Genomic DNA, 22,461 nt, shown 5'->3' on the forward strand with positions numbered 1-22,461 from the left:
AGTAGGTATCGACCTCTATTGTGCCGTACGTCGCACTGCGATGCCGGAATTCCAATACACGTATTTGAGGTACTCATTTGCGGGGTTGCCCCTGGCATAGGCACTCTGGGCAGTATGAGCGAAACATTTCCGGCGGCAACGGCGGGCGCAGACGCGGCCACCTCTAACACCCCGGCGTGGCCGAACCGCATCGCGATGATCTCCATGCATACCTCTCCGCTGGAGCAACCGGGCATCGGTGACGCTGGTGGCATGAATGTCTACGTGCTGCGCACCTGCGAGGAGCTGGCGCGACGCGGTGTGAAGGTGGATGTTTTCACCCGCGCCACGCGTTCCAGCGATGGGCCGGTGATTCAGGTCAGTGAGAACTTCCGCGTCATCAACATTGTGGCTGGTCCCTATGAGGGGTTAGAGAAGTCAGACCTGGCTACGCAGATGCCGGCCTTTGCCGGTGGGGTCATTGAATTCGCCCGCAAACAGGGGATTGAATACGACCTGATCCATTCGCACTACTGGCTCTCTGGCCAGGTGGGGTGGCTGCTGTCGGATTTGCTTGACATTCCGTTTGTGCACACGGCGCACACGCTGGCGGCAGTGAAGAATCTCCATCTGGCGGAGGGAGATACGCCGGAGCCGGAGTCTCGGCGTATCTGTGAGCAGCAGATTGTGGACAATGCGTGCCGGCTCATCGTCAACACAGATGCCGAGGCTAAGCAGCTCGCGGATCTCCACGATGCCGACCCGTGGCGCATCAATGTCGTGCCGCCCGGGGTGGACGTGGAGCTCTTTTCGCCGGGCAGTGATCGTGCCACCGAGCGGTCCCGTCGTGAGCTGGGCATCCCGTTGCACACTAAGGTCATTTTGTTCGTCGGTAGGCTGCAGCGGCTGAAAGGCCCGCAGGTATTGCTGCGGGGTGTCGGTGAGCTCATGCGTCGCCATCCCGCCACTAATGTCCGAGTGATTATCTGCGGTGGACTTTCCGGTTCTGGGCTGCATGCGCCCGACGAATTCACCAATCTCGCCGCGGAAGAGGGGATCGACCACCTGGTCCGTTTCATGCCCCCGCGCCCGCCGCAGGACCTGGCGAAGCTCTACCAGGCCGCAGATATTGTCGCCGTGCCCAGTTACAACGAAACTTTCGGGTTGGTGGCGATGGAGGCTCAGGCCACTGGCACTCCCGTTGTCGCGGCGAATGTCGGCGGGCTCTCCATCGCTGTCGACGATGGGGTCAGCGGTTTGCTTGTCGACGGTCACGAGCCCGCAGCCTGGGCCGATGCCCTCGGTCGCCTGGTGGAGGACGACGAGCTGCGCATTAAGTTGGCCACCCAGGCGCGTGAGCACTCCTTGGAGTTTTCCTGGCAAAAGACCGTGGATCGGTTGGCCGATGTCTATCATCGAACCGAACTCCAAAAGGAAAATTGTCCCGGCTCTATCCGGGATGCGGGCGGCTCCCGGTAGGTTTCGTTAGCTTCAGTACCGCCAGAGCCGTAGCCACAAAAGCAGGGAGATGATTCACGATGAGCACGGACATCCAAGTACAGCTGAAATCCCTCGGTGAGCAGCTGGAACGCCTCGGTGTCGAGCATGGTATTGCAGACAATGCCGCCGTGGTGGTCCTGCCTGGTAAGAAGAAGCTCAAGACTATCGTCGGCCTCATCCCGGCGCCGGACTCCCTGCGTGTTGAAGCCTTCGTCTGTCGCGCGGTCGAAGAAAACCACGAGGCCGTTTACAAGTGGTTGCTACAGCGCAACCGTCGTCTGTTCGGCATCGGTTACACCATCGATGCCGCCGGCGACATCTACCTGGTCGGTCAACTGCCCGCTGAGCTTTCCGACGATGACCTCGACCGTCTCCTCGGTCAGCTGCTGGAGACGGCCGATGGGGACTTCAACCAGATCCTCGAACGCGGCTTTGCATCGGCAATTAAGCGTGAGTGGGAGTGGCGGGTTGACCGTGGGGAAAACCTGGCCAATCTGGAGCAGTTCCGCCACATGGTTGAGTAGCCGGGGGGTAGCAACCCACATAGCGGGGCAACGAACGGCGGGCTTTCCCGTTTTGGGGCACAATTAGGGGTATGAGCAATGGAAAACTGATTCTTGTCCGTCATGGCCAGAGTGAGTGGAACGCATCCAACCAGTTCACGGGCTGGGTCGACGTTGCACTGACCGACAAGGGCCGCGCTGAGGCAGTACGTGCCGGTGAGATGCTCGTAGAGGCAGGCCTGAAGCCGCAGGTTCTCTACACGTCGCTGCTGCGTCGCGCAATTAACACCGCACACATTGCCCTGGATACCGCTGACCTGTTGTGGATTCCGGTTATCCGTGACTGGCGTCTGAACGAGCGCCACTATGGTGCTCTGCAGGGTCTGAACAAGGCAGAGACCAAGGAGAAGTACGGCGAGGACCAGTTCATGTCCTGGCGTCGCTCCTACGACACTCCGCCGCCGGAGCTGTCGGATGACAGCGAGTTCTCGCAGGCTAATGACCCGCGTTACGCCAACCTGGATGAGGTTCCGCGCACGGAGTGCCTCCTGGACGTCGTGAAGCGTTTCATTCCTTACTTTGAAGAGGAAATCCTGCCGCGTCTGAAGGCCGGTGAGACTGTCATGGTGGCAGCTCACGGTAACTCCCTGCGTGCACTGGTCAAGCACCTGGACAACATCTCGGACGAGGACATTGCCGCTCTGAACATCCCGACCGGTATCCCGCTGGTTTACGACTTTGATGCTGAGGGCAAGGTTTTGAACCCGGGTGGCACCTACCTGGATCCGGAAGCTGCAGCTGCAGGTGCTGCTGCTGTTGCTGCTCAGGGCAACAAGTAAAAATGTAGGTGTTTGATAGGCCGATAAGGGGCGCAGCCAAGTGGGGCTGTGCTCCTTGGTCTATTTAGAGCTAGCTAGCGCACTGATTTTCAGCGCGCGCGGATTGTGAAAAGAGCTTAGGGTAAGACCCGTGTCAAAAATCATTATCGCCGCTCTATTAGGTGCTGCGGTTATGGCAGCTGTGCTGATTCTTGGTGGAGTTGTCTCGGGTGCCTATAACGCCGCTCGGCGTCAGAAGAGCGACGAGGAAAGTTCAATAACCACCATGGCGCAGGTCATGCACCTGGCCATTCAGAAGTCTCCGACGGGTGTGGTGGTCGTTGACATCTCACGTGATTTGATTTTGTCGAACTCCATGGCGCACAAGTTAGGGCTGGTCTATGAGCGCCGCCTCAATGACGTGGGCTGGGAAGCTGCGCTCAAGGTCTTTGACTCGCAGGAGGACCAGGAGCTAACGCTGGTGCTGCCGTCGCGCCGGGCGGGGGCGCCGGACACAATTGTCCGCTGTCAGCTAACTCCGTTGTCACTGGTGGACGACCGTTTTGTGGTGATTTATGCGGCGGATGTCTCCGAACAGGCCCGTATGGAGGCCGCGCGACGTGACTTTGTGGCTAACGTTTCCCACGAGCTCAAGACTCCGGTGGGGGCCATCAGCCTCTTGGTCGAGGCGCTGAATGAAGCTACCGACGACCCGGTTGCCGTGCGTCACTTTAGTGAGAGCCTGACGCAGGAGTCCAAGCGGATGTCGACCATGATTACGGAACTCATCTCGCTGTCGAAGCTGCAGGGGGCAGAGCCGCTGCCGGACATGTCTCCCGTGAAGGTTGAAGAGATTGTCCAAGGAGCTGTGCGTCGTAACCAGATGCTCTCGGAGCAGGCGGGTATTGAAATCACCGTTGACTGTGAGCCGGATTTGGTGGTTGAAGGTGAACGCAGCCTGCTGATCACCGCGGTGTCCAACCTGATTTCAAATGCGATCAACTACTCGCCAGAGGCCACGCCTGTATCTGTGACTGCGGTCAAGGAGGATAACGACACCGTCGCTATCCGCGTCACTGACCGCGGTATCGGCATTTCCCAGGCGAATCAGAAGCGTATCTTCGAGCGCTTCTTCCGTGCGGATAAGGCACGCTCGCGGGCGACAGGCGGTACCGGTCTGGGCTTGGCAATTGTTAAGCACGTCGCAGCGAATCACAAGGGAACCGTGAAGCTGTGGAGTCGGCTGGGCACAGGATCGACCTTCACCATTGAGCTCCCGCTGATGGAAAAGAACGGTTCCGCGTCGAATGATGGCGATGTATCTGCACGTTTGCCAATCGGCCACACCCAGCCTGCGGGTAAAATTGCGGCTAAGAAAAACGCGCAGCGCGGTACGGGCAAAACCCGTGGCAAGGATAAGGATTCCCAGAACAAGGATTCCAAGGAAGGAATGAAGTAATCCGTGACTGAGGTACTTATTGTCGAAGACGAGACGGCTTTGGCGGAGCCGCTTGCGTTTCTGCTGCAGCGCGAAGGATTCGAGGTGCGGATGGCCGCTGACGGCCAGGAAGCACTTGCAGAATTCTCCAAGGCAGAACCGGACATTGTGCTGCTGGACCTCATGCTGCCAGGTATGAGTGGCACCGAGGTCTGCAAAAACATCCGCTTAAAGTCCTCTGTCCCAGTGATTATGGTGACCGCCCGTGACACTGAGATTGACAAGGTCGTCGGCCTCGAAATTGGTGCGGATGACTATGTGACCAAGCCGTATTCCTCTCGGGAACTTATTGCCCGTATCCGGGCTGTGCTGCGCCGCGGTCGCCACGACGACTCCGACGATGTCGAGGATATCTACGAGGAGGTCTTGCGCGGCGGCCCGGTCGTGCTGGACGTCGAGCGCCATGTAGTCACCGTTGACGGCGATGATGTCGCAATGCCGCTCAAGGAATTCGACCTGCTGGAGTACTTGCTGCGCAACCGTGGTCGTGTGCTAACCCGTGGCCAGCTCATCGACCGCGTCTGGGGCTCCGACTACGTCGGCGACACCAAGACGCTGGACGTACACATCAAGCGCCTGCGCTCCAAGATCGAGCGCAATCCTTCCTCGCCGGAGTTCCTGGTCACCGTTCGCGGCTTGGGTTACAAGTTCGAGGACTAGCTCAGCAGACTGCTGCCGACAATCTCCGCCGTCGGTCTGAGAAACCCCGACTTAAACCTCGTCCGGCGCCAGCCCCTCGGCCGCTGCGCGTGTGGCCGGGTGAATCGCCAGCAGTGGGTAGCCACTCGGCCCGAAAGCCTTGGCCGCGCCCGCTATTTCTCGGGCACGGCAGTGCTCCGCCAGAATTTCGTAGCACTCTTCGCCGATGAGCTCTATTAGCTCGGACTTGTGCGTGCGCCACACCGGCTCGCCACCGGTATGTGTGGCCGGCGCGCCCGTGCAGAACCATTCAAAGTCCTCGCCGCCATCGCCCCAGGCACGACGATCGTATTCGGTAATGGTCGTGCGCAGAATCTCCTGGCCGTCCGGGCGTTCCTCCCAGTCCTCCAGTCGGCGCAGCGGCACCTGCCAACACACATCCGGCTTGACCTTTACGGGGTCAATGTCGTTGGCCATCGCCCATTGGTGGATGGCACAGCCCGCACCATTGCGCCATCCGTCACGGTTGGCAAAAATGCAGGCATTCTTCACGACCTTCGTTTTCAGAGCAGGCTCAGGCTCTCCGTTTTCGTCGTCAAGCTCGTCCCACACTAACCACGGTTCCAACGGTTCGGAGGGGTCGGTTTCGTAGGTTTCAAGCCACTTCAGAGTTTGTTCGGGGCGGTTCTGCCACCACTGGGGCTCTGCGGAGTCGCCTTCCATTCGCTTTACGACGTCAATAACCCTCTCGCGGTCTTCTTCGTCGGTGATAAAGGCGCCATGGCCACAGCATCCGACATCCGCGTTCGCGGAGTCGATGCCCTGGCAAGCGGAGGTGCCGAAAGCGCATTGATAGGAGCTCATCAACCAGGTTAGGTCGCAGGTGATGATATGTTCTGGGTCCTCCGGGTGGGCGAACTCGAACCACTCGCGGGGAAAGTCATAGGCGACTTCAGCGGGAGACGGTTGCGGTCCACGACCGGGGCGGGGGTGGGGTTGATTCACACCAATACACCGTAGACCGTCTAACCTACTAAGAGTGAGATTAGGTGTATTAGATGTAGGTAGTAATACCGTCCACTTGGTGATGGTGGACGCCCGCCGGGGCGGACATCCGACTCCGATGAGCGATTCCAAGTCGACGATGAAGCTGGTCGAGTACCTGGATAAGGACAACAACCTGTCCAAGAAGGGCATTGACAAGCTGACGGGCTACGTCGCTGAATCCAAGGAATTGGTTGAGCAGATGAAGTGCGAAGAGATGATTAGCTTCGCCACTTCAGCTGTTCGCGATGCCACGAATGCGGACGAGGTTCTCGCCCACGTTGAGAAAGAAACTGGCATTAAGCTGCAGATTCTCTCCGGTGAGGATGAGGCTCGTCTGACCTTTTTGGCAGTACGGCGCTGGTACGGCTGGTCTGCTGGTCGTCTAATCAACCTGGATATCGGTGGCGGTTCTCTTGAGCTGACGTCGGGTACTGATGAAGATCCGGAGGCCGCGTACTCGCTGCTGCTCGGTGCGGGACGGTTGACCCACGAGTGGTTCGAGACCGATCCGCCGGAGCGCAAGAAGATTGACCTGCTGCGCGATTACATTGATGCTGAGCTCGCTGAGCCAGCTCGTCATCTGCGTACGCTTGGTGAGCCGGACTTGGCTGTCGCCACCTCGAAGACTTTCCGCACTCTCGCTCGCCTGACCGGTGCGGCGCCTTCCGCTGCTGGTCCCCGGGTTAAGCGCACTCTGACTGCCGCTGGTTTGCGCCAGTTGATTGCGTTTATTTCCCGCATGACGGCGGCTGACCGTGCTGAACTTGAGGGTGTTAGTGCGAATCGTTCTCACCAAATTGTCGCAGGTGCTCTCGTTGCAGAGGCTAGTATGCGAGCATTGGGATTAGAGAAGGTCGAGATTTGTCCTTGGGCGCTGCGTGAGGGCATTATCTTCCGACGACTGGACAGTGACCTATACGGAAAGGGTTGAGATGAGCGAGGAAAAGCTCACCGTTGCCGAACTGCTGGCGCGGCGGCAGAAGGAGGGAGCCCCCTCTGAACCACCGCGGCGCCGCCGTCGACGCAGCCTTGAAGAAGGCGGTGTGTCTGTTCAGGAGCTCACCGGCTCAATCCCTCGTGTAAAGGCCGACGAACCGCGACGTGGTGCTCACGCTCTTTCCAACGCAGACGACGATCAGACGACTACGAGTGATTTGCTTGCCGACGAAGCTGCGGCCAACGCCGCCGAAGAAGCGCAGGCAACCGAACCGGAGGTAGAAGCTCCGGAGCACTCGGAGGCTGTCGCTGAGCCAGTGGTAGTTGCTGAAGGGGCGGATTCGTCGGAGCATGAGGTTCAAGCTGAGGCCGAGGCTGAAGCTGCTGATCAGGAAGAAGAGGAGTCGGAATTAGCTGAGGCTGACGCCGAAGTAGCTGACGCCGAGGTCGCTGAGGCCGAAGCTGACGAGGTTGCCGAAGTTGCTGAAGAACCGGTTGCACCGGTTGCACCGGCAGCTCCGCAGCAGGAGCAAGCCGCGCAGAGCACACCAACTGCGCAGCCAGCAGCCCCTGCGGTGCCATTGGCAATTCCGATGGAACCCCGTCCGGTCATGGTCAACTCCGAGCGTTCGGAGATTACCTACACCTTCACCGAACTGCGTGACATGGCAGACGAGTCGCAGCAGCTTGGGGAGCCGGGGCCAGTCGCTCGTGCGGTACTCACCGGTTCCAACGCTTACGACGACCGTCCGACTGCCTCCATTCCGGTTGTCCAGGACAATGTCGACGAAGAGTCCGAGGCATCCGCTGAATCGGATGACGTCGACGGTGAACAATTTGCTGAGGCTGAAGCTGCTCAGGAAACCGCTACCTTCGAGGCTGCCGACGCTGACGCCGATACCGGTGCCGCTTCCAAGGCGGCAGTGGCAGCCGCTGTCGCTCCTGAAGTTGCACAGGCAGAAGACGCACAGGCCGATATCGAGCAGGCCGAGGACGCCCCCACTGAGGCTGCACAGGTCGAGACCACACCGACCCAGGCCGCAGCTGACGAGAAGCAGGCGGAGCCCCGGGACGTCGTTAAGCGTGAAGAATCCAAGAGCTCCAAGGGCAAGGCCGTCGCGCGCGATGGCTACGCCGAGGACAATTCCCTCTCGGTGCCGTTGCTGCTAATCCAGGTCTTCGTGGGTCTGATTGCTGGTGCATTGGTGTTCCTGGGCTTCACCATGGCCTGGTCGTCGCTGCCAAAGATTGTGGTTGTCATCATGGCTCTCGTGGTCGCTGGTGGCTTCGCGGGAATGGCGAACTACCTGCGCCGTGAGAAGGACAAACTGACACCGATTCTCGCAGGACTTGTCGGTTTGGCGCTGACATTTGGCCCCTGGATTCTCTTCCAGTTGTAGTGGGGTCAACAGAATAATCATCACCTGATGCAGGGGTCGGAAGCGTAGTTTTCCGGTCCCTGCATTCGCATGTGTGGGCCAGTTTTGGCACACTTAGCGTCCATGACAAGAATTGCTGTAATTGGTGGCGGAAAGATTGGTAGCGCACTCGTCGGTGGTCTCATCGACGGTGGTGTCTCGCCCTCCTCGATTTATGTGGTGGGGCGCACCAAGGAGAGCCTGGCCGGTCTGAAGGAGACCTACGGCATTGTCGATGCCGACGACCCAGTAGGGGCCGTCGACGGTGCCGACGTGGTGTTCTTGTGCGTAAAACCGTACTTGATTATCGACATGCTCGAGCAGATTGCCGACGTGCTCGATGACTCTGAGGTCGACACCATTGTGGTGTCGATGGCGGCTGGCATCACGCTGGACAAGATGGAAAGCGTCTGTGCTGTCGGTACTCCGGTGATCCGCGTCATGCCGAATACCCCGATGCTGGTGGGCAAGGGGGTCTGTGCAGTCGCGCCGGGCCGCTTTGTCACGGAGAGCCAGACCGACGAGGTTGTCGAACTGTTGAAGAAGGTCGGCAGCGTTGAGGTTGTCGATGAGTCGCTGATGTCTGCAGTCACTGCAGTCTCGGGCTCCGGTCCGGCTTACTTCTTCCAGTTCGTCGAGGCGATGACCGACGCGGGTGTGAATCTGGGCCTCAAGCGTGATCAGGCTAAGCGTCTGGCGTCGGCTACGGCTGCTGGTGCAGCCGAGATGATGATGCAGGAAGGCGCGGACCCGACTGCGTTGCGTGCCGATGTCACCTCTCCGGGCGGTACAACCGCTGCGGCCACCCGAGTTTTCGAGGAAGAAGGCATTCGTCGCGCGGTGCATCGTGCGCTGCAGGCTTGCTATGACAAGGCCAACGAGATGGGTAAATAAGCATTTCGCCGAGTAGAGGCGGGTGTACAAGTAACCCCAATATTTGGGGCATTGGAAATGGTCAGCGGCAGTAGCTAATCCGATACGCAGGGACGATGGGTTAGTCACAACTGTCACACCATTCGCCAATGCCCCTATTTTTTATCAAAAATCGCACCGGCACCTTGCCTACCGGTAGGATATGAAAAGCACGTGCGTGTCACGATTTTCTGCAGGAGGGGAAGCCTGCAGCGCGTCGCGTGCGCTGAAGGGAATATTTACTAATGCAGAATGCAGATAAAGGCACCTTTCTGACCGTTGCAGAAGTTGCTGACATCATGCGCGTATCCAAGATGACCGTCTACCGCCTGGTTCACGCTGGCGAGCTGCCGGCAGTGCGCGTTGGCCGTTCTTTCCGCGTCCATGAGTCCGCAGTCAAGGAATACCTGGACTCCTCCTTCTACAACGCGGGTTAATTTTTTCTGCCTTTAAGCGGGGCTGTTTGACCTGAACGCATATGTCCCCGCTATGATTAATCCGATTAGTACATGGTGCTGTGCTGCGCCCCTGTTTCCTATCGTCTTCAAGTCATGAAGTATCTAGCTGTGAAGGCGGAAGGAAAAAGGGCGTGACATCTCGGCGGTTGTAAGGCCGCATTGAGTACGCCGCCATTGTGCAAGAAAAGAAATTTCCGTCAACGAATAGCGAGGTCGAGCCGATGGGTTCCGTCATTAAGAAGCGTCGCAAGCGCATGTCGAAGAAGAAGCACCGCAAGATGCTTCGCCGTACCCGCGTGCAGCGTCGTAAGCTCGGCAAGTAAGCCAGCATTCCTGCCGTTATCGCAGGAGCGCGCGTGCTGCGTCGCGTACACGTTTTAAAAGCAGAACCCGCCCGGTCTCGTTGAGATAGGGCGGGTTTTGTCGTTGGGGGCTAATCACGGGCTGCCGATTACGGGCTGCAAATGTGAAACTGTAGGAGTTTATGACACTTTCATGCCATTTTTCGAGCCATTTTTGTCATAAACGCAGTCACTAACTCTCGAGTGCGCCTAGCAGCGTTTAACTTTCCTTGTTCGCGTCCCACAGTCGCTTGCCGACGAGTCCCGCGCCCCCGACAGCTCCTGCCAGCAGTGCTCCGATCGAGAGCCACCGCATCGTGGCGAAGGTTGCGGAGCGAAAGTGGCGATAGTCGTAGATAGTCCACCCCATCTTCTGGGCGTAATTCCGCAACTTGCGGTCCGGGTTGATGGCCACGGCGGTGCCCACCATGGACAGCATGGGAATGTCGTTGGCGGAATCTGAGTATGCCGTGCAGCGAGACATGTCCAACCCGGAAGAGGCTGCCAGAGCTGCCACCGCGTGCTTCTTACCCGGGCCGTGGAGAATATCGCCTACCAGGCGGCCAGTGAACTTGCCATCTTTGACCTCGGCGACCGTGCCAAGGGCGCCGGTCAGTCCGATGTGCTTAGCGATAACCTGGGCCAGCTGCACCGGGGTGGCGGTGACCAGCCAGACCTCTTGGCCAGCCTGGATATGTAGTTCCGCCAGATCGCGGGTGCCCTGGTAAACGCGGTCGCTGATCTTTTCTTCAAAGATTTCTTCGCCGAGTTTGACCATTTCATTCACATCGTGGCCGGCGAAAAACTCCAATGCCTGTTCACGGGCCTTAGCTACGTCGGCAGCGTTTTCCGCGCCTGAGATTCGGAATTTCAGCTGCTTCCAAATCATGCCGGCCAAATCACGCTTCTTGATGAAGCCGCGCTCGACCAAACCCATGGCAAAGAGGAAGATTGATGCGCCTTGGACAAGCGTGTTGTCCACATCGAAGAAAGCGGCTGCGCCCTGATCGCGTTCGACACCTGGAATGGGCTGCGAGAGCACACGGGCACCGCCAGCGGCATCTTCGGCACCAGCTACACTGCGAAATCCCGTAGCCAGTTCTTCGCCGCCGACGTCGTAGACTTCGCCGAGAGCTTCCAGTGCATTGGCAGCCGCTGCAGCACCAGCTTCCTCCTGTGCTTCGTCATTGAGCGGAGCGAGAACTACCTGCTCGAGGAAGTTGCGGACGTTACCCTGCGAGGACGCAAGGTCACCCAGCATGTCGATGGGGAAGGGGGAGCGGTTGTCGGCACTGAACTCACTCACGGCACGAAAATCTCTTTCCACGGTGTATGCAACCGACATCCGTTATCGGAAGCTCTTGTTGAATAGTATCCGGTCTTTAGGCAAAGCTGCGCGCTGAGATTCAAGGAGCGGATGGGGCAAGGATAAGAAGAGTCACTTTTGCAGGGGAAGTGTGGGGAGGGGGACGTCGTAAAGCGAAACAGTCGACCTTTAGACTGGCCGTTATGGTGACTGTGACGGTGATGAGTAGGAAGACGTGCGGTTCGTGCGCCCGAGTGATTGCGCAGATTGAGCCGCTAGTTCGGGACCAAAATGCGCAGTTCCAGGTGGAAGACGTCGATACCGATCCGAACTTGGCCATGGAATTTGGCGATCGCGTGCCGGTGATTTTGGTCAATGATGAGGAGATCGCTTGCTGGGAAATCGATGATGATGAACTCCTGGAAGCGATAGCGGAGGCCGAATAAGTTCGGGAGACAACTCTGCCGAACTGCTAGGAGCTGCGGAGACATGGCAGAATGTGGAGTAGCGGCAAAGAAGTAGGGGAGTGCTGCGAACATCGAGGTAGAGACTAAGTAAAGTATGCCTTTGTTGTGACGAGATGGCAGAGTTGTCTAGCGTTAACAGTCATAGCTGTGTGAAAAAGCCCGTAGCGGGGCCTGTGAAGGAGCAATAGAGCGGTGATTGAGCGGTGAGTGTGCTTCTCGTCGGAATGTCGTACCGGTCTGCACCGGTGACCCTTCTTGAAAAGGTCTCCGTCGGTGAAACTGAGCGAGAGGCCATTTTGGCTCGGCTGGTCGCGGATGAAGCGATCAGCGAAGCGATGCTGTTGTCGACCTGTAACCGCGTTGAGTACTACGTGGTGGCCAACGGCTTCCACTCTGGCCTATCGGCCGTGGTCCGTGAAATTGTCGGTCGTACTGGGCTCGAACTCGATGAACTGACACCGCACCTCTATGTGCGGTACGCACAGGCCGCAGCGGAGCATGCCTTCTCGGTGTGTGCTGGTCTTGACTCGATGGTGCTGGGGGAACAGCAGATTATCGGTCAGCTTCGCAATGCTTACCAGGAAGCGGATGAAGCCGGCACCGTCGGTCGCATGCTGCATGACTTGGCGCAGAAGGCGCTGCACACAGGCAAGCGAGTCCACAGCGAAACACTGATCGATAATGCGGGCGCATCGATGGTCTCCGTGGCCATCGACGAGGCGATTGCTGCGCTGCATCCTGGGTTCAACTCTGGTGTTGACGTCGCTGAGGGTACCGATATTCTGGCCGGACGTTCGGCCCTTATCCTCGGCGCCGGTGCGATGAGTTCGCTGGCCGCTAGCTACCTGGGACGCTGCGGCATTGATCGTCTGATTATTGCCAACCGCACCGTTGACCGGGCGCAGAACCTGGCTAACCACTCGATCGAAGCGGGCATCCCCGCTACTGCTATTGCGTTGCATGATTTCGCTGATGTCCTCGATGATGTGGACATTCTCGTCAGTGCCACCGGAGCCATGACTCCAGTGGTCTCAGCTGCCGATGTCATCGACCACGGCCCGCTCGCCATCGTCGATTTGTCTATGCCTCGCGACGTCGCGGAGGATGTCTCCGGGCTTGAGGGGATCGCACTCTTCAACATCGAATTGCTGCAGATGACTCGCACGGAGGTTCCGGGTCGTGATGATGAGGCTGCAGCGCGCGACATTGTGGCCGAAGAGTTGGAGTCCTACCTCACGGCGCAGCGCGCAAGCGAGGTAGCACCGACTGTTCGCGCTCTGCGTGAGCGCGCGGCGGATGTGGCGGCGGCTGAGCTCGCTCGCCTGGAGGCGAAGACACCGGGTCTTACTCAAAAGGAACGTCGCGAGGTCGAGTCCACGGTTCGCCGCGTCGTCGATAAGCTCTTGCACGCGCCAACGGTGCAGGTCAAGAAGCTTTCTAGCCAGCAGGGTGGTGGCAACTACGCGCTTGCCCTGCAGAAGCTCTTCGACCTGCCCCTATCCACCCCCTCTGGCCTGTATGCTGACACCGATATCCCCGCAGATCTCATGGTAGAGGGCCGAATTGGGCGGATGCAGGGATTTGAGCAGTATGGTCTTGACAGTAGTGCCATCATTGAAGGCGTTGCTGAAACCACCAAAAATTAACACCCGGAGGGAAACATGCCTGACCCAGCGACTATTCGTATCGGTACCAGGGGCTCGGAACTGGCCACGACACAGGCCGGTCACGTCCGTGATGCACTGATTGAGCTGGGACAGCCTGCAGAGCTGGTGATTGTAAAGACCGCCGGTGACCATAACCGCCACGACCCGGTGGAAAAGATTGGCATCGGTGTCTTCACCCAGGCGCTGCGTCATGCACTCCGCGAGGGGGTGTGCGACATTATCGTGCACTCGTTTAAGGACCTGCCGACCCTGCCGGAAGACGACATGATGGTCGCAGCTGTGCCGGAGCGCGTCGATCCGCGAGAGGCGCTGATTTCCCGTGATGCTACGCCGCTGATGGACCTGCCTGAGGGTGCTCGAGTGGGTACCTCCGCGCCGCGTCGTGTCTCTCAGTTGCGTGCGCTGCGCTCCGACCTGGAACTTGTACCACTGCGTGGAAACATCGAAACCCGCATGGGGCGCGTCTCTGAGGACTTGGACGCTGTCATTCTGGCTCGCGCCGGACTGGAGCGCACGGGTCGCCTCGGAGAGATTGCGGAATCCCTGGACGTGGACGTCCTCATGCCGGCCCCGGCTCAGGGCGCCCTGGCGCTGGAGTGCCGCACTGCTGACCGCGAAATTGTGGATATTCTGCGCAAGATTGACCACCCGGTGTCCCATGCCCGCGCTGTCGCTGAGCGCGCGGTACTCAATGAGCTGGAAGCGGGCTGTACCGCTCCGGTCGCGGCCTACTCAACCGTGAGCGACAGTGGTGAACTCACCCTGCAGGCGGGGGTGTTCGCACTCGACGGTTCGCGTCAGTTGCTCGAGACCGCTACCGCAAACGTGGATAAGGCCGATGAGCTTGGCCGGAAGGTTGCGGCGGCCCTGCTCGAACGGGGTGCTCATGAGGTAATGGGCGATACCCTGCGGGAATCTCAAAAGTAGCCGGTTAGTTAATTTGGCTCAAACCCTTTATGCTAATAGGCCTGTATGCATGCCGTTGGGATAAGGGTTTCCTTCGTGTGCTCGCATGTGAGATTCAGGTATCTACCTGCCCCTCACATGCGTTGGCGCATGTCCGCTTTCTTCCTTAGAGACTCATCGGCACGAAAAGTGAACAACCAATAGAAAAGAAATCACTCCGCAACGATGAACACCTCCCTCCCCTCAGCAACGGGACGCATCCTGTTCGTCGGCGCTGGTCCTGGAAATCCCGACCTGCTGACGCTTCGCGCCCGTGAGATTCTCGCAGACACCGCTATCGCCTACGTCGACGCCGATGTCATGCCGGGGGTTCGAGAGCTCGTCGCAACCGATGTGCCTGTTCCTCCCGAGCTGCTGAAGGAAGCCGAGGAAGAGTACGAGCGCATGTGCGCCGCAGCCAAGGCCAAGGGATCTCGTCGTAAGCCGCCGCGTCCGGCACCACCGACCGCCGCAGATCTGCGCACGCCTATCGACGATCCCAAGAAGATGGCAGAATTGCTCGTCGAGGAAGCCGCTAAAGGCAATGACGTGGTGCGTTTGGTGGCAGGCAATCCGCTGACCAACGATTCGCTGCTGGCCGAAATCAACGAGGTCTCGCACGCCGATGTTGAGTTCCAGATCGTCCCTGGCATGTCCGTGCCCTCCACCGTCCCGGCATTTGCCGGTATCGCGTTGGGCTCGACGTACACGGAGACCGATCTCGGTCGCGCCGATGTGGACTGGGACGAGCTGGCCCAGGCACCGCAGCCGCTGGTACTGCAGGCCGTGCAGGACGACCTGTCCGCCATTGCCTCCGAACTCGGTGAACGCGGTCTGCCGTCGTCGTTGCCGGTGTCGGTGACTGTCAACGGTACGACTCGTCTGCAGCGCACCTACGACGTCACGCTGGGCACCTTGGCGCAGCTCTCGGGTGACCTGACCGGTCCGCTGGTGGTCACGCTTGGCAAGGGTGTGGACAATCGTTCGAAGTACTCATGGTGGGAAAACCGCGCTCTCTACGGATGGAAGGTGCTGGTCCCACGTGCCAAGGCGCAGGCAGGGCCGATGAGTGCCCGTCTCGTTGCGCACGGCGCCATCCCGATTGAGGTCCCGACCATCTCAATCGAGCCACCGCGCAGCCCGGCGCAGATGGAACGCGCCATCAAGGGGCTTGTCGACGGCCGTTACCAGTGGGTTGTCTTCACTTCCGTCAACGCCGTCACCGCAGTGTGGGAGAAGTTCCAGGAATTCGGCTTGGACGCGCGCTCCTTCGCTGGGGTCCGCATCGCAGCCGTCGGCCATCGCACCGCCGCTGCCATCCGCGATCTCGGCATCACTCCGGAGCTGCTTCCGGATGACACTCGTCAAAATGCCGCGGGCATTGTCGACGTGTTCCCGGAGTACATCGAGGATCTCGATCCGGTCAACCGCGTGCTGCTGCCGCGCGCCGATATCGGCACCGATGTGCTTGTCGACGGTCTGATTGACCTGGGCTGGGAAGTTGATGATGTGGTCGCTTACCGTACCGTGCGGGCAGCGCCACCGAGTGCGGATATCCGCGACATGATTAAGTCCGGTGGCTTCGACGCAGTGTGCTTCACCTCGGGGTCGACGGTGAAGAACCTGGTCGGCATCGCGGGTAAGCCGCATGCTCGCACCATCATTGCCTGCATCGGGCCGATGGCCGCAGCCACGGCTCGCGAGTACGGCCTGCGGGTAGATGTCGTGCCGGAGCGCGCAAGCATCCCGGAGCTGGTGGATGCGCTGGCAGAGCATGTTGCGCAACTGCGGGCGGCAGGGCAGCTGCCACCACCGCGCAAGAAGCGTCGTCGTTCGCGTAAAACCAAGGACTGAGCAGGGGCGTACCGGAGCGAGTTCGCGTTTTGATTAAGGTTGTCTTTATGACTACATCTGGAGCTTCTGAATCATCCCGCGAAATCGATCTCGAACAGTTTGGATTTCCTCTCCCGATTCGTCGCCCACGCAGGCTGCGCACCAACCCGGTGATGCGTGCGATGACGGCGGAGACGACACTGACTCCGAAAAATCTCATCCTGCCCATGTTTGTTGCAGATGGGATTGATGAGCCGAAGCCAATCAGCTCCCTGCCCGGGGTAGTGCAGCATACCGAGGACTCCCTGGTAGAAGCTGTGCGCGAGGCTGTTGAGGCAGGTATCTCGGCAGTTGACCTCTTCGGTGTCCCGCTGGATGCGGACAAGGACGGCGAGGGCTCTGAGTCCTGGAATCCGGAGGGCGTACTCAACCGTGCCCTGCGTCGTCTCCGCGACGAGTTCGGGAATGACATTTTGATTATGGCCGACACCTGCCTGGATGAGTTCACTGACCACGGCCACTGTGGTGTGCTGGGCAAGGACCGCTTCGGCAACACGGTCGTTGAGAATGACCGCACGCTGATTAACTACATCAAGATGGCCGTTGCGCAGGCCGACGCCGGTGCCCATATCGTGTCCCCTTCGGGCATGATGGACGGCCAGATTGCCGCAATTCGCGAGGGCTTGGATGCCGCTGGCCATGAGGATGTCTCCATCATGGCGTACTCGGCAAAGTACGCCTCCGCCTTCTACGGTCCATTCCGTGAAGCTGTGGGCAGCTCGCTGCAGGGTGATCGCCGTACCTACCAGCAGGATCCTGCAAACCGTCGTGAGTCCCTGCTTGAAGTGCAGCTCGACGTTGACGAAGGTGCGGACATGGTGATGGTCAAGCCGGCCATGAGCTACCTGGACATTCTGCGCGAGGTCGCGGATATGTCGCCGGTGCCGGTTGCCGCCTACCAGGTCTCTGGTGAGTACGCGATGATTCACGCCGCTGCCGCCAACGGGTGGATTGACCTGGATGCTGCGATGATGGAGGCAGTACTGAGCATTCGCCGTGCCGGTGCGGAGCAGATTTTGACCTACGCAGCGGTGGACTTGGCGAAGAAGCTGCGCGCCCAGTTCTAATTCGCTCGGGTGAACGTGCAGTAGCAAATATCGAGAAGTGGACGGATGACTAAAGAAGAGAAGAAGCCCGCAATTCCCGAGCAGGTCGAGGGAGCTAGGCAGGCGTGGCGGGTTACGGCCGTGTTGCAGCTGCTCGTCGCTGCGGTAGCTACGGTGACCTACTGGCTGCATCCGGAAATGCTGATGAGCCCCTCAACCGCTAAGGAGAATTTCCCGGGTTTCAGCGAGGGCCAGATTGATGCTGCCATGAAGGCGACTATCGTTATCGCGTTCTTTTTCGCAGTGGGGCTTTGCATCGCGTTCTTCGCCATTATCGAGCGAATGCGCAAGGGGAGCGAAGGTGCTCGCACCGTGCTGGTTATCGGCTCGCTTTACCTGGCACTGTCGGCGCTGATGTCCTTCTTCTCTTCTACGGCTTCAGAATCGGGAGTGCCGGCATCCCTCGTTCTTATCAGCGGAATTGTGCGAATCGCCTCGGCCACTGCCGCGGTAGCGGGTCTAGTGCTCGCCGCTTCGAAGGAATCCAAGGACTACTTCGATCATCAGCGCCCGTCGAAACCGTGGACCCCGTCCGCTCCGGAATCGCATCTGCCGAGAGCGTCGAAGCATGGCGCTGATCCAAAGCGGCAACAGCAGCTGGGCCAGTCACAGCCCAAGCAATCCAAGCAGCCTGAGGAGTCCAAGCGATGATGTCCCTGCCGAGTCGGCCCTGGCAGTGGGTGCTCTTCGTCGCGCTCATCGCCCAGATTGTCCTGAGCTTGATACTGGTCACCGGCGACTATTCGCAGGCTCCCGCCGCCGTTGGCCGCGATATCTACATCGTCGCCGGTGTGACGCTGGTCTGCTCGCTTATTGGTAGCGGCTGCTTGCCGACGGCCACTGAGTTCAAACTCTCCCGGAACTGCCTGCTCATCATGGTGATTATCACGGCTCTCGCCATGTTCTTTGCCATTATGGCTGGAGCGCTGACTGTATGGGTTATCGCGCCCAGCCTGGCGATGGCGTGTGGACTACTGTTGCTCTATCGTGAATTAGCGCTCACGCGCGCCAACCAGCCACAGGATTAGACGGAAAGTTTCAAAGGCCATGAGTGACACCGGTGAGTTTGATTTCTCTCTGGACAATCGCGTTGAACAAGCGATTGTGGATGCCAAGGTCGCTGCTCGTAAGGCATTGCCACGAAGCCGTCAGGACATCGACGAAGAAAGTGCCCATCAGCGGCTTGCACACCGCAGAGGCCAGTCCAACACAGCTTTCGCACTCATCCTGGAAAACTTGGAAAACGCCGAGAGCGCTGAGCGTGCTGAGCATGTTTTGGAATCCTTTCCAGATGTGACCGCCTCTGTGGTCTACAAGCCCGGACGCGCGTGGATTACCGCGCCCGATACCATCGATCCGAATCAGTTCATCGAAGCTCTCCGCGAAATTGGGGTCGAGTCGTACCTCACGCGCAGCACGCTTCGGCGTCGTGCAACTCGGCTGGATGTGTCACAACATCGCCGTCCCGCTGTTCCGGCTGCCGCTCAACAGAATGAGGAGGAGCGCATTCGCCGTCGTGAAGCGGCCTTGCGCCGAAGCGGCGGTGGCGCGGAAGTACTGTTCACGGCGCGTGAACTGGTGACCAAGCAACGCTTTTGGGGAAGCCTGTTCCTATCGATTCCGGTGCTGGTGACGTCGTTGAACGTCAACTGGCAGTTCCCGGGTTGGCAGTGGATGTGTCTTGTGCTGACCACGATTGTGGTGTGGTGGGGTGGTTGGCCGTTCCACCGGGCAATGGCGGCGTCCCTGCGTCGGCGGATGTCGGCGCTGGATGGGGCGAGCTCCATTGCCATCCTGCTGGCGTGGCTGTGGTCGCTAGCGCAGCTTATCTTTGGTCCCGCGGGACAGATTGGATATACCACTGCGCCCACTTGGTTTGCTTTCAACTACCGGGAAAGCGCCTCGGCAGAGGTGTTTTTCGACGTTGCGTGCGGCCTGACTGTGCTGTTGCTAACAGGTCGCATGTTTACGCGCTACAACAAGGTGCGTACTGGACAAATCTTGCGCAACCTGCGCATTCCAGCTGAGCGAAACGTGACAGTCGTGCGCAAGAGCGCTAAATCCGCGGAGCCGAAACGGGTGGAGGTGACGGTCGCGGAGCTCAATATCGGTGATGACATCGTGGTTCCACCGCACTCGGTGATTCCGGTTGATGGCTCAGTCATCGGTGGTGCGTCCACGATGGATGCGCAGCTACTCGGTATCGGCGTTGAACCGCAGAAGGTCAAGGTCAATTCCAAGGTTTGGGCCGGTGCAATCAACCTGGATTCGGAGCTCAAGGTGCGCGTGGAACGCACCGGTTTCAAGACCCGGGCGTCATCGATAGCGCGCTGGCTTCGTCAAGCGGTTCGAGAAGAAACGGTGATGCACCAGACCGCAGTGCACTCGGCATCAGAGCTGGTGCCATGGACGCTGTCGTTGGCGGGCGTGGCTTTTTGCGGCTGGTGGCTGGCGACTGGCACGATGAGCGGTGCCCTCGCGGTGGCGCTGGCTATGCTCTCGGGCATCGCGCCGGTGGCATTGGCAATGTCTACGTCGACCGTGCAGCGCATCGGGATTCTGGCCGGTGCTAGTAACGGAATCTTGATTCGTGGCAATGAGACTTTCCGAAAGCTGGCCGCTGCCGATGTGGTGATTTTTAACCGAGTTGGAACGCTGACCGAGGGTGACACCCACGTGCTCGGTGTCGCCGCTGAGCGCAATGAAAATCCGGATCTGGTTCTGCGTGTGGCGGGCGCTCTCATGATGGAGAGCAACCACCCGGCATCAGCGGCAATCGTGCGCGCGTGCCGTGTATCCCGCGACGCCGGTTCCGGCGGTGGCGAGGTGCCGCACTGGATTGAGACTGTACACGTCGCAATTGCGGAAGACGGTGCGTTCGTTGGCCAGGTAGAGATCCCGGTGAAGGACTCGGACGACAAGTTGGAGATGCGCTTTGTTGAGGGGCGTGTTTGGCGTCCGCGTGATCTCACTGCACTCAGCGAGAAAATGGCCGTGGCTGCGCTCAGTGGCGGTACTCCGATGGTGGTGTCGTGGCGTGGCAAGGTCCGTGGTGTCATCACCATTGGTGAGGACATTAAGCCCGATGCGGTCGAGAGCATTGACCAGCTTGAGGATATGGGCGTGGACACCATGATGATCACGCGAGATCCGTATCCAGTAGCCCGTCGTTTTGCTGACCGGCTGAATATCTCACGAGTATTCGCGGGCATCATTGCCTCCCGCAAGGCCATTGCGGTGCGTTCGGTCCACAGTGACGGCGAGACTGTCGTGATGGTTGGCGACAAGGACATCCGGGACTCTCTGCGTGCCGCTGACGTGGGTGTTTTGATGGACAACACCGAAGGCAATCAGAATCTTGATGTTGATTACGCCGATGTCGTGGCACTGCGTAACAACGTGTTGTCGATTCCGGAGGCCATTGAAATCGCACGTGCTGTGGTGCGGATGATGGACTCCAACATCTACTTTGCGTGGTTCTACAACGTTGCGGTCATCCTGCTGGGTATGACCGGTATGATTCACCCGCTGCTGGCATCGCTTTTGATGATTTTCTCCAGCTTGTGGATCGACTGGCGATCCCGTCGAGTGTCCTCTCGCCGCAAGCATCTATTCAGGGTGAAGCTGGGACGTTGGTAGGGCAGGGTAGCCCTTCATCCGAGTGGCCGTCTACGATGGTCACCGTGACTCAAGACATTAATGCTCCTCATGTCCCAGAAAACGTTGAGCTCACCGATCGTTCGGCAGAGTTCTTTACGCAGGCTCAGGCAGTGACGCCGGGTGGCGTGAACTCGCCGGTCCGCGCCTTCGGTTCCGTCGGTGGCACCCCACGTTTCATTGACCACGCCGCGGGCTCTCGTCTCGTGGATGTTGATGGCAACGAATATGTGGACTTGGTCTGCTCGTGGGGTCCAATGATTCTGGGCCACGCGCACCCGGCAGTGGTGGAGGCCGTTCAGAGCGCCGCCACTCGCGGTTTGTCTTTCGGCGCTCCGACGACGGCTGAGACCGACCTGGCTCGTCACATCGTTGAGCGCACGTCGGTAGATGAGGTGCGTCTGGTCAACTCCGGCACTGAGGCCACTATGTCCGCAGTACGCCTGGCTCGCGGTTTCACTGGCCGTTCCAAGATCATCAAGTTCGCCGGCTGCTACCACGGTCACGTGGACGCGCTGCTGGCATCGGCCGGTTCCGGTGTCGCTACTTTTGGTCTGCCGGATTCGCCGGGTGTCACCGGTGCATCGGCTGCCGACACCATTGTTGTTCCTTATAACGACATTGAGGCCGTCAAGGCCGCATTCGCTGAGAACCCGGGCGAGATTGCCTGTGTCATCACTGAGGCGGCAGCGGGCAACATGGGTACCGTCGCACCGCAGGACAACTTCAACGCGAAGTTGAAGGAAGTCTGCCACGCAGACGGCGCACTGCTGATTCTCGATGAGGTCATGACTGGCTTCCGCGCTTCCTGCAACGGCTGGTACGGCATTGATGGTGTGGCCGGTGACCTGACCACCTTCGGCAAGGTCGTCTCCGGTGGTCTGCCGGCAGCTGCCTTCGGTGGTCGCCGCGACGTCATGGAGTACTTGGCTCCGAACGGTCCGGTGTACCAGGCAGGCACACTCTCCGGTAACCCGGTCGCTATGGCAGCTGGACTGGCCAACCTGGAAAATGCCACGAAGGATGTCTATGACACCGTCGCAGCCAACGCAGATCGCCTGGCCACGATTCTGTCCGACGCCCTGACCAAGCAGGGCGTGGCCCACCACATTCAGCGTGCGGGCACGATGCTCTCGCCACGCTTCGCTGAGGGCGAGGGCCATAACTTTGAGCAGATGCAGGCAGCGGATACTTTCCGCTACCCGGCTTTCTTCCACGCCCTACTGGCCAATGGTGTCTACCCGCCGGCTTCTTGCTACGAGACCTGGTTCGTCTCCGCTGCGCTGACCGACGCCGACTTCGAAATCATCGAGCGTGCAGCAGCCCGCGCGGCCGAGGCGGCGGCAGCCGCCAAGCCGGAGTAGGTGACAC

21 protein-coding genes are annotated in these 22,461 nt (G+C 59.4%); 19 read left to right on the forward strand and 2 right to left on the reverse strand.

Annotation, left to right across the window (positions count from 1 at the left end; genetic code table 11):
* The first annotated feature begins 195 nt into the window (after positions 1–195).
* The 5 genes from mshA (at position 196) to QP995_RS08325 (ending at position 4,958) form a co-directional block, all read left to right on the forward strand.
* On the forward strand, positions 196–1,458 hold the full coding sequence (gene mshA, locus QP995_RS08305) for a D-inositol-3-phosphate glycosyltransferase (RefSeq protein WP_172620248.1): 1,263 nt from the start codon (positions 196–198) through the stop codon (positions 1,456–1,458).
* A 59-nt stretch (positions 1,459–1,517) separates the two neighbouring features.
* Complete coding sequence (locus QP995_RS08310; RefSeq protein WP_048732346.1) at positions 1,518–2,003, forward strand: type III secretion system chaperone family protein; 486 nt, start codon at positions 1,518–1,520, stop codon at positions 2,001–2,003.
* Between the two features lie 71 nt (positions 2,004–2,074).
* Positions 2,075–2,821, forward strand: coding sequence for a phosphoglyceromutase (locus tag QP995_RS08315; protein ID WP_016421977.1), 747 nt, complete (start codon positions 2,075–2,077; stop codon positions 2,819–2,821).
* Between the two features lie 130 nt (positions 2,822–2,951).
* On the forward strand, positions 2,952–4,259 hold the full coding sequence (locus tag QP995_RS08320; protein WP_016421978.1) for a sensor histidine kinase: 1,308 nt from the start codon (positions 2,952–2,954) through the stop codon (positions 4,257–4,259).
* A 3-nt stretch (positions 4,260–4,262) separates the two neighbouring features.
* On the forward strand, positions 4,263–4,958 hold the full coding sequence (locus tag QP995_RS08325; RefSeq protein WP_016421979.1) for a response regulator transcription factor: 696 nt from the start codon (positions 4,263–4,265) through the stop codon (positions 4,956–4,958).
* 51 nt (positions 4,959–5,009) lie between these two features.
* On the opposite strand, the gene QP995_RS08330 is transcribed toward QP995_RS08325, so the two are convergent.
* Entirely contained in the window at positions 5,010–5,942 is a 933-nt protein-coding gene (locus QP995_RS08330; RefSeq protein WP_016421980.1) for a DUF3109 family protein, read from the reverse strand.
* 34 nt (positions 5,943–5,976) lie between these two features.
* Here QP995_RS08330 and QP995_RS08335 point away from each other — a divergent pair, with 34 nt between their 5' ends.
* The 5 genes from QP995_RS08335 (at position 5,977) to QP995_RS08355 (ending at position 10,031) form a co-directional block, all read left to right on the forward strand.
* Positions 5,977–6,915 carry a Ppx/GppA family phosphatase gene (locus QP995_RS08335; RefSeq protein WP_161798518.1) on the forward strand — a complete coding sequence of 313 codons (939 nt, stop codon included), beginning with the start codon at positions 5,977–5,979 and terminating at the stop codon, positions 6,913–6,915.
* Position 6,916: 1 nt separating this feature from the next.
* Positions 6,917–8,320: an Rv0497 family membrane protein gene (locus QP995_RS08340; RefSeq protein WP_016421982.1), complete on the forward strand. Its 1,404-nt coding sequence runs from the start codon at positions 6,917–6,919 to the stop codon at positions 8,318–8,320.
* A 102-nt stretch (positions 8,321–8,422) separates the two neighbouring features.
* On the forward strand, positions 8,423–9,232 hold the full coding sequence (gene proC / locus QP995_RS08345) for a pyrroline-5-carboxylate reductase (protein ID WP_016421983.1): 810 nt from the start codon (positions 8,423–8,425) through the stop codon (positions 9,230–9,232).
* 263 nt (positions 9,233–9,495) lie between these two features.
* Positions 9,496–9,687 carry a helix-turn-helix domain-containing protein gene (locus tag QP995_RS08350; protein ID WP_005509751.1) on the forward strand — a complete coding sequence of 64 codons (192 nt, stop codon included), beginning with the start codon at positions 9,496–9,498 and terminating at the stop codon, positions 9,685–9,687.
* Between the two features lie 242 nt (positions 9,688–9,929).
* Positions 9,930–10,031, forward strand: a complete 102-nt coding sequence (locus QP995_RS08355; RefSeq protein ID WP_003855542.1) for a 30S ribosomal protein bS22 — start codon at positions 9,930–9,932, stop codon at positions 10,029–10,031.
* A 238-nt stretch (positions 10,032–10,269) separates the two neighbouring features.
* Here QP995_RS08355 and QP995_RS08360 read toward each other — a convergent pair whose 3' ends face one another.
* Complete coding sequence (locus QP995_RS08360) at positions 10,270–11,394, reverse strand: HAD family hydrolase (protein WP_016421984.1); 1,125 nt, start codon at positions 11,392–11,394, stop codon at positions 10,270–10,272.
* Positions 11,395–11,558: 164 nt separating this feature from the next.
* Between QP995_RS08360 and QP995_RS08365 the strand changes: the two genes are divergently transcribed.
* From QP995_RS08365 to hemL, 9 genes are all read left to right on the forward strand, one after another.
* Entirely contained in the window at positions 11,559–11,801 is a 243-nt protein-coding gene (locus QP995_RS08365; RefSeq protein ID WP_016421985.1) for a glutaredoxin family protein, read from the forward strand.
* A 224-nt stretch (positions 11,802–12,025) separates the two neighbouring features.
* Complete coding sequence (locus tag QP995_RS08370) at positions 12,026–13,468, forward strand: glutamyl-tRNA reductase (protein ID WP_350309319.1); 1,443 nt, start codon at positions 12,026–12,028, stop codon at positions 13,466–13,468.
* Positions 13,469–13,483: 15 nt separating this feature from the next.
* Complete coding sequence (hemC, locus tag QP995_RS08375; RefSeq protein ID WP_049190547.1) at positions 13,484–14,416, forward strand: hydroxymethylbilane synthase; 933 nt, start codon at positions 13,484–13,486, stop codon at positions 14,414–14,416.
* 204 nt (positions 14,417–14,620) lie between these two features.
* Complete coding sequence (locus tag QP995_RS08380) at positions 14,621–16,288, forward strand: bifunctional uroporphyrinogen-III C-methyltransferase/uroporphyrinogen-III synthase (protein ID WP_259803913.1); 1,668 nt, start codon at positions 14,621–14,623, stop codon at positions 16,286–16,288.
* A 47-nt stretch (positions 16,289–16,335) separates the two neighbouring features.
* Positions 16,336–17,394: a porphobilinogen synthase gene (gene hemB / locus QP995_RS08385; protein ID WP_049172406.1), complete on the forward strand. Its 1,059-nt coding sequence runs from the start codon at positions 16,336–16,338 to the stop codon at positions 17,392–17,394.
* 45 nt (positions 17,395–17,439) lie between these two features.
* Entirely contained in the window at positions 17,440–18,084 is a 645-nt protein-coding gene (locus tag QP995_RS08390) for a hypothetical protein (RefSeq protein WP_016421990.1), read from the forward strand.
* Positions 18,081–18,461, forward strand: coding sequence for a hypothetical protein (locus QP995_RS08395; RefSeq protein ID WP_016421991.1), 381 nt, complete (start codon positions 18,081–18,083; stop codon positions 18,459–18,461). The genes QP995_RS08390 and QP995_RS08395 overlap by 4 nt, the downstream gene beginning before the upstream one ends.
* 19 nt (positions 18,462–18,480) lie before the next feature.
* Positions 18,481–21,072, forward strand: a complete 2,592-nt coding sequence (locus QP995_RS08400; protein WP_016421992.1) for a heavy metal translocating P-type ATPase — start codon at positions 18,481–18,483, stop codon at positions 21,070–21,072.
* A 35-nt stretch (positions 21,073–21,107) separates the two neighbouring features.
* The gene (gene hemL / locus QP995_RS08405) at positions 21,108–22,454 is read left to right on the forward strand and encodes a glutamate-1-semialdehyde 2,1-aminomutase (protein ID WP_284853102.1); all 1,347 of its coding nucleotides are present in this window, start codon (positions 21,108–21,110) and stop codon (positions 22,452–22,454) included.
* The last annotated feature ends 7 nt before the right edge of the window (positions 22,455–22,461 follow it).

Source organism: Corynebacterium sp. MSK032 (assembly GCF_030232065.1).
GTDB classification, from domain to species: Bacteria; Actinomycetota; Actinomycetes; order Mycobacteriales; family Mycobacteriaceae; genus Corynebacterium; species Corynebacterium jeikeium_D.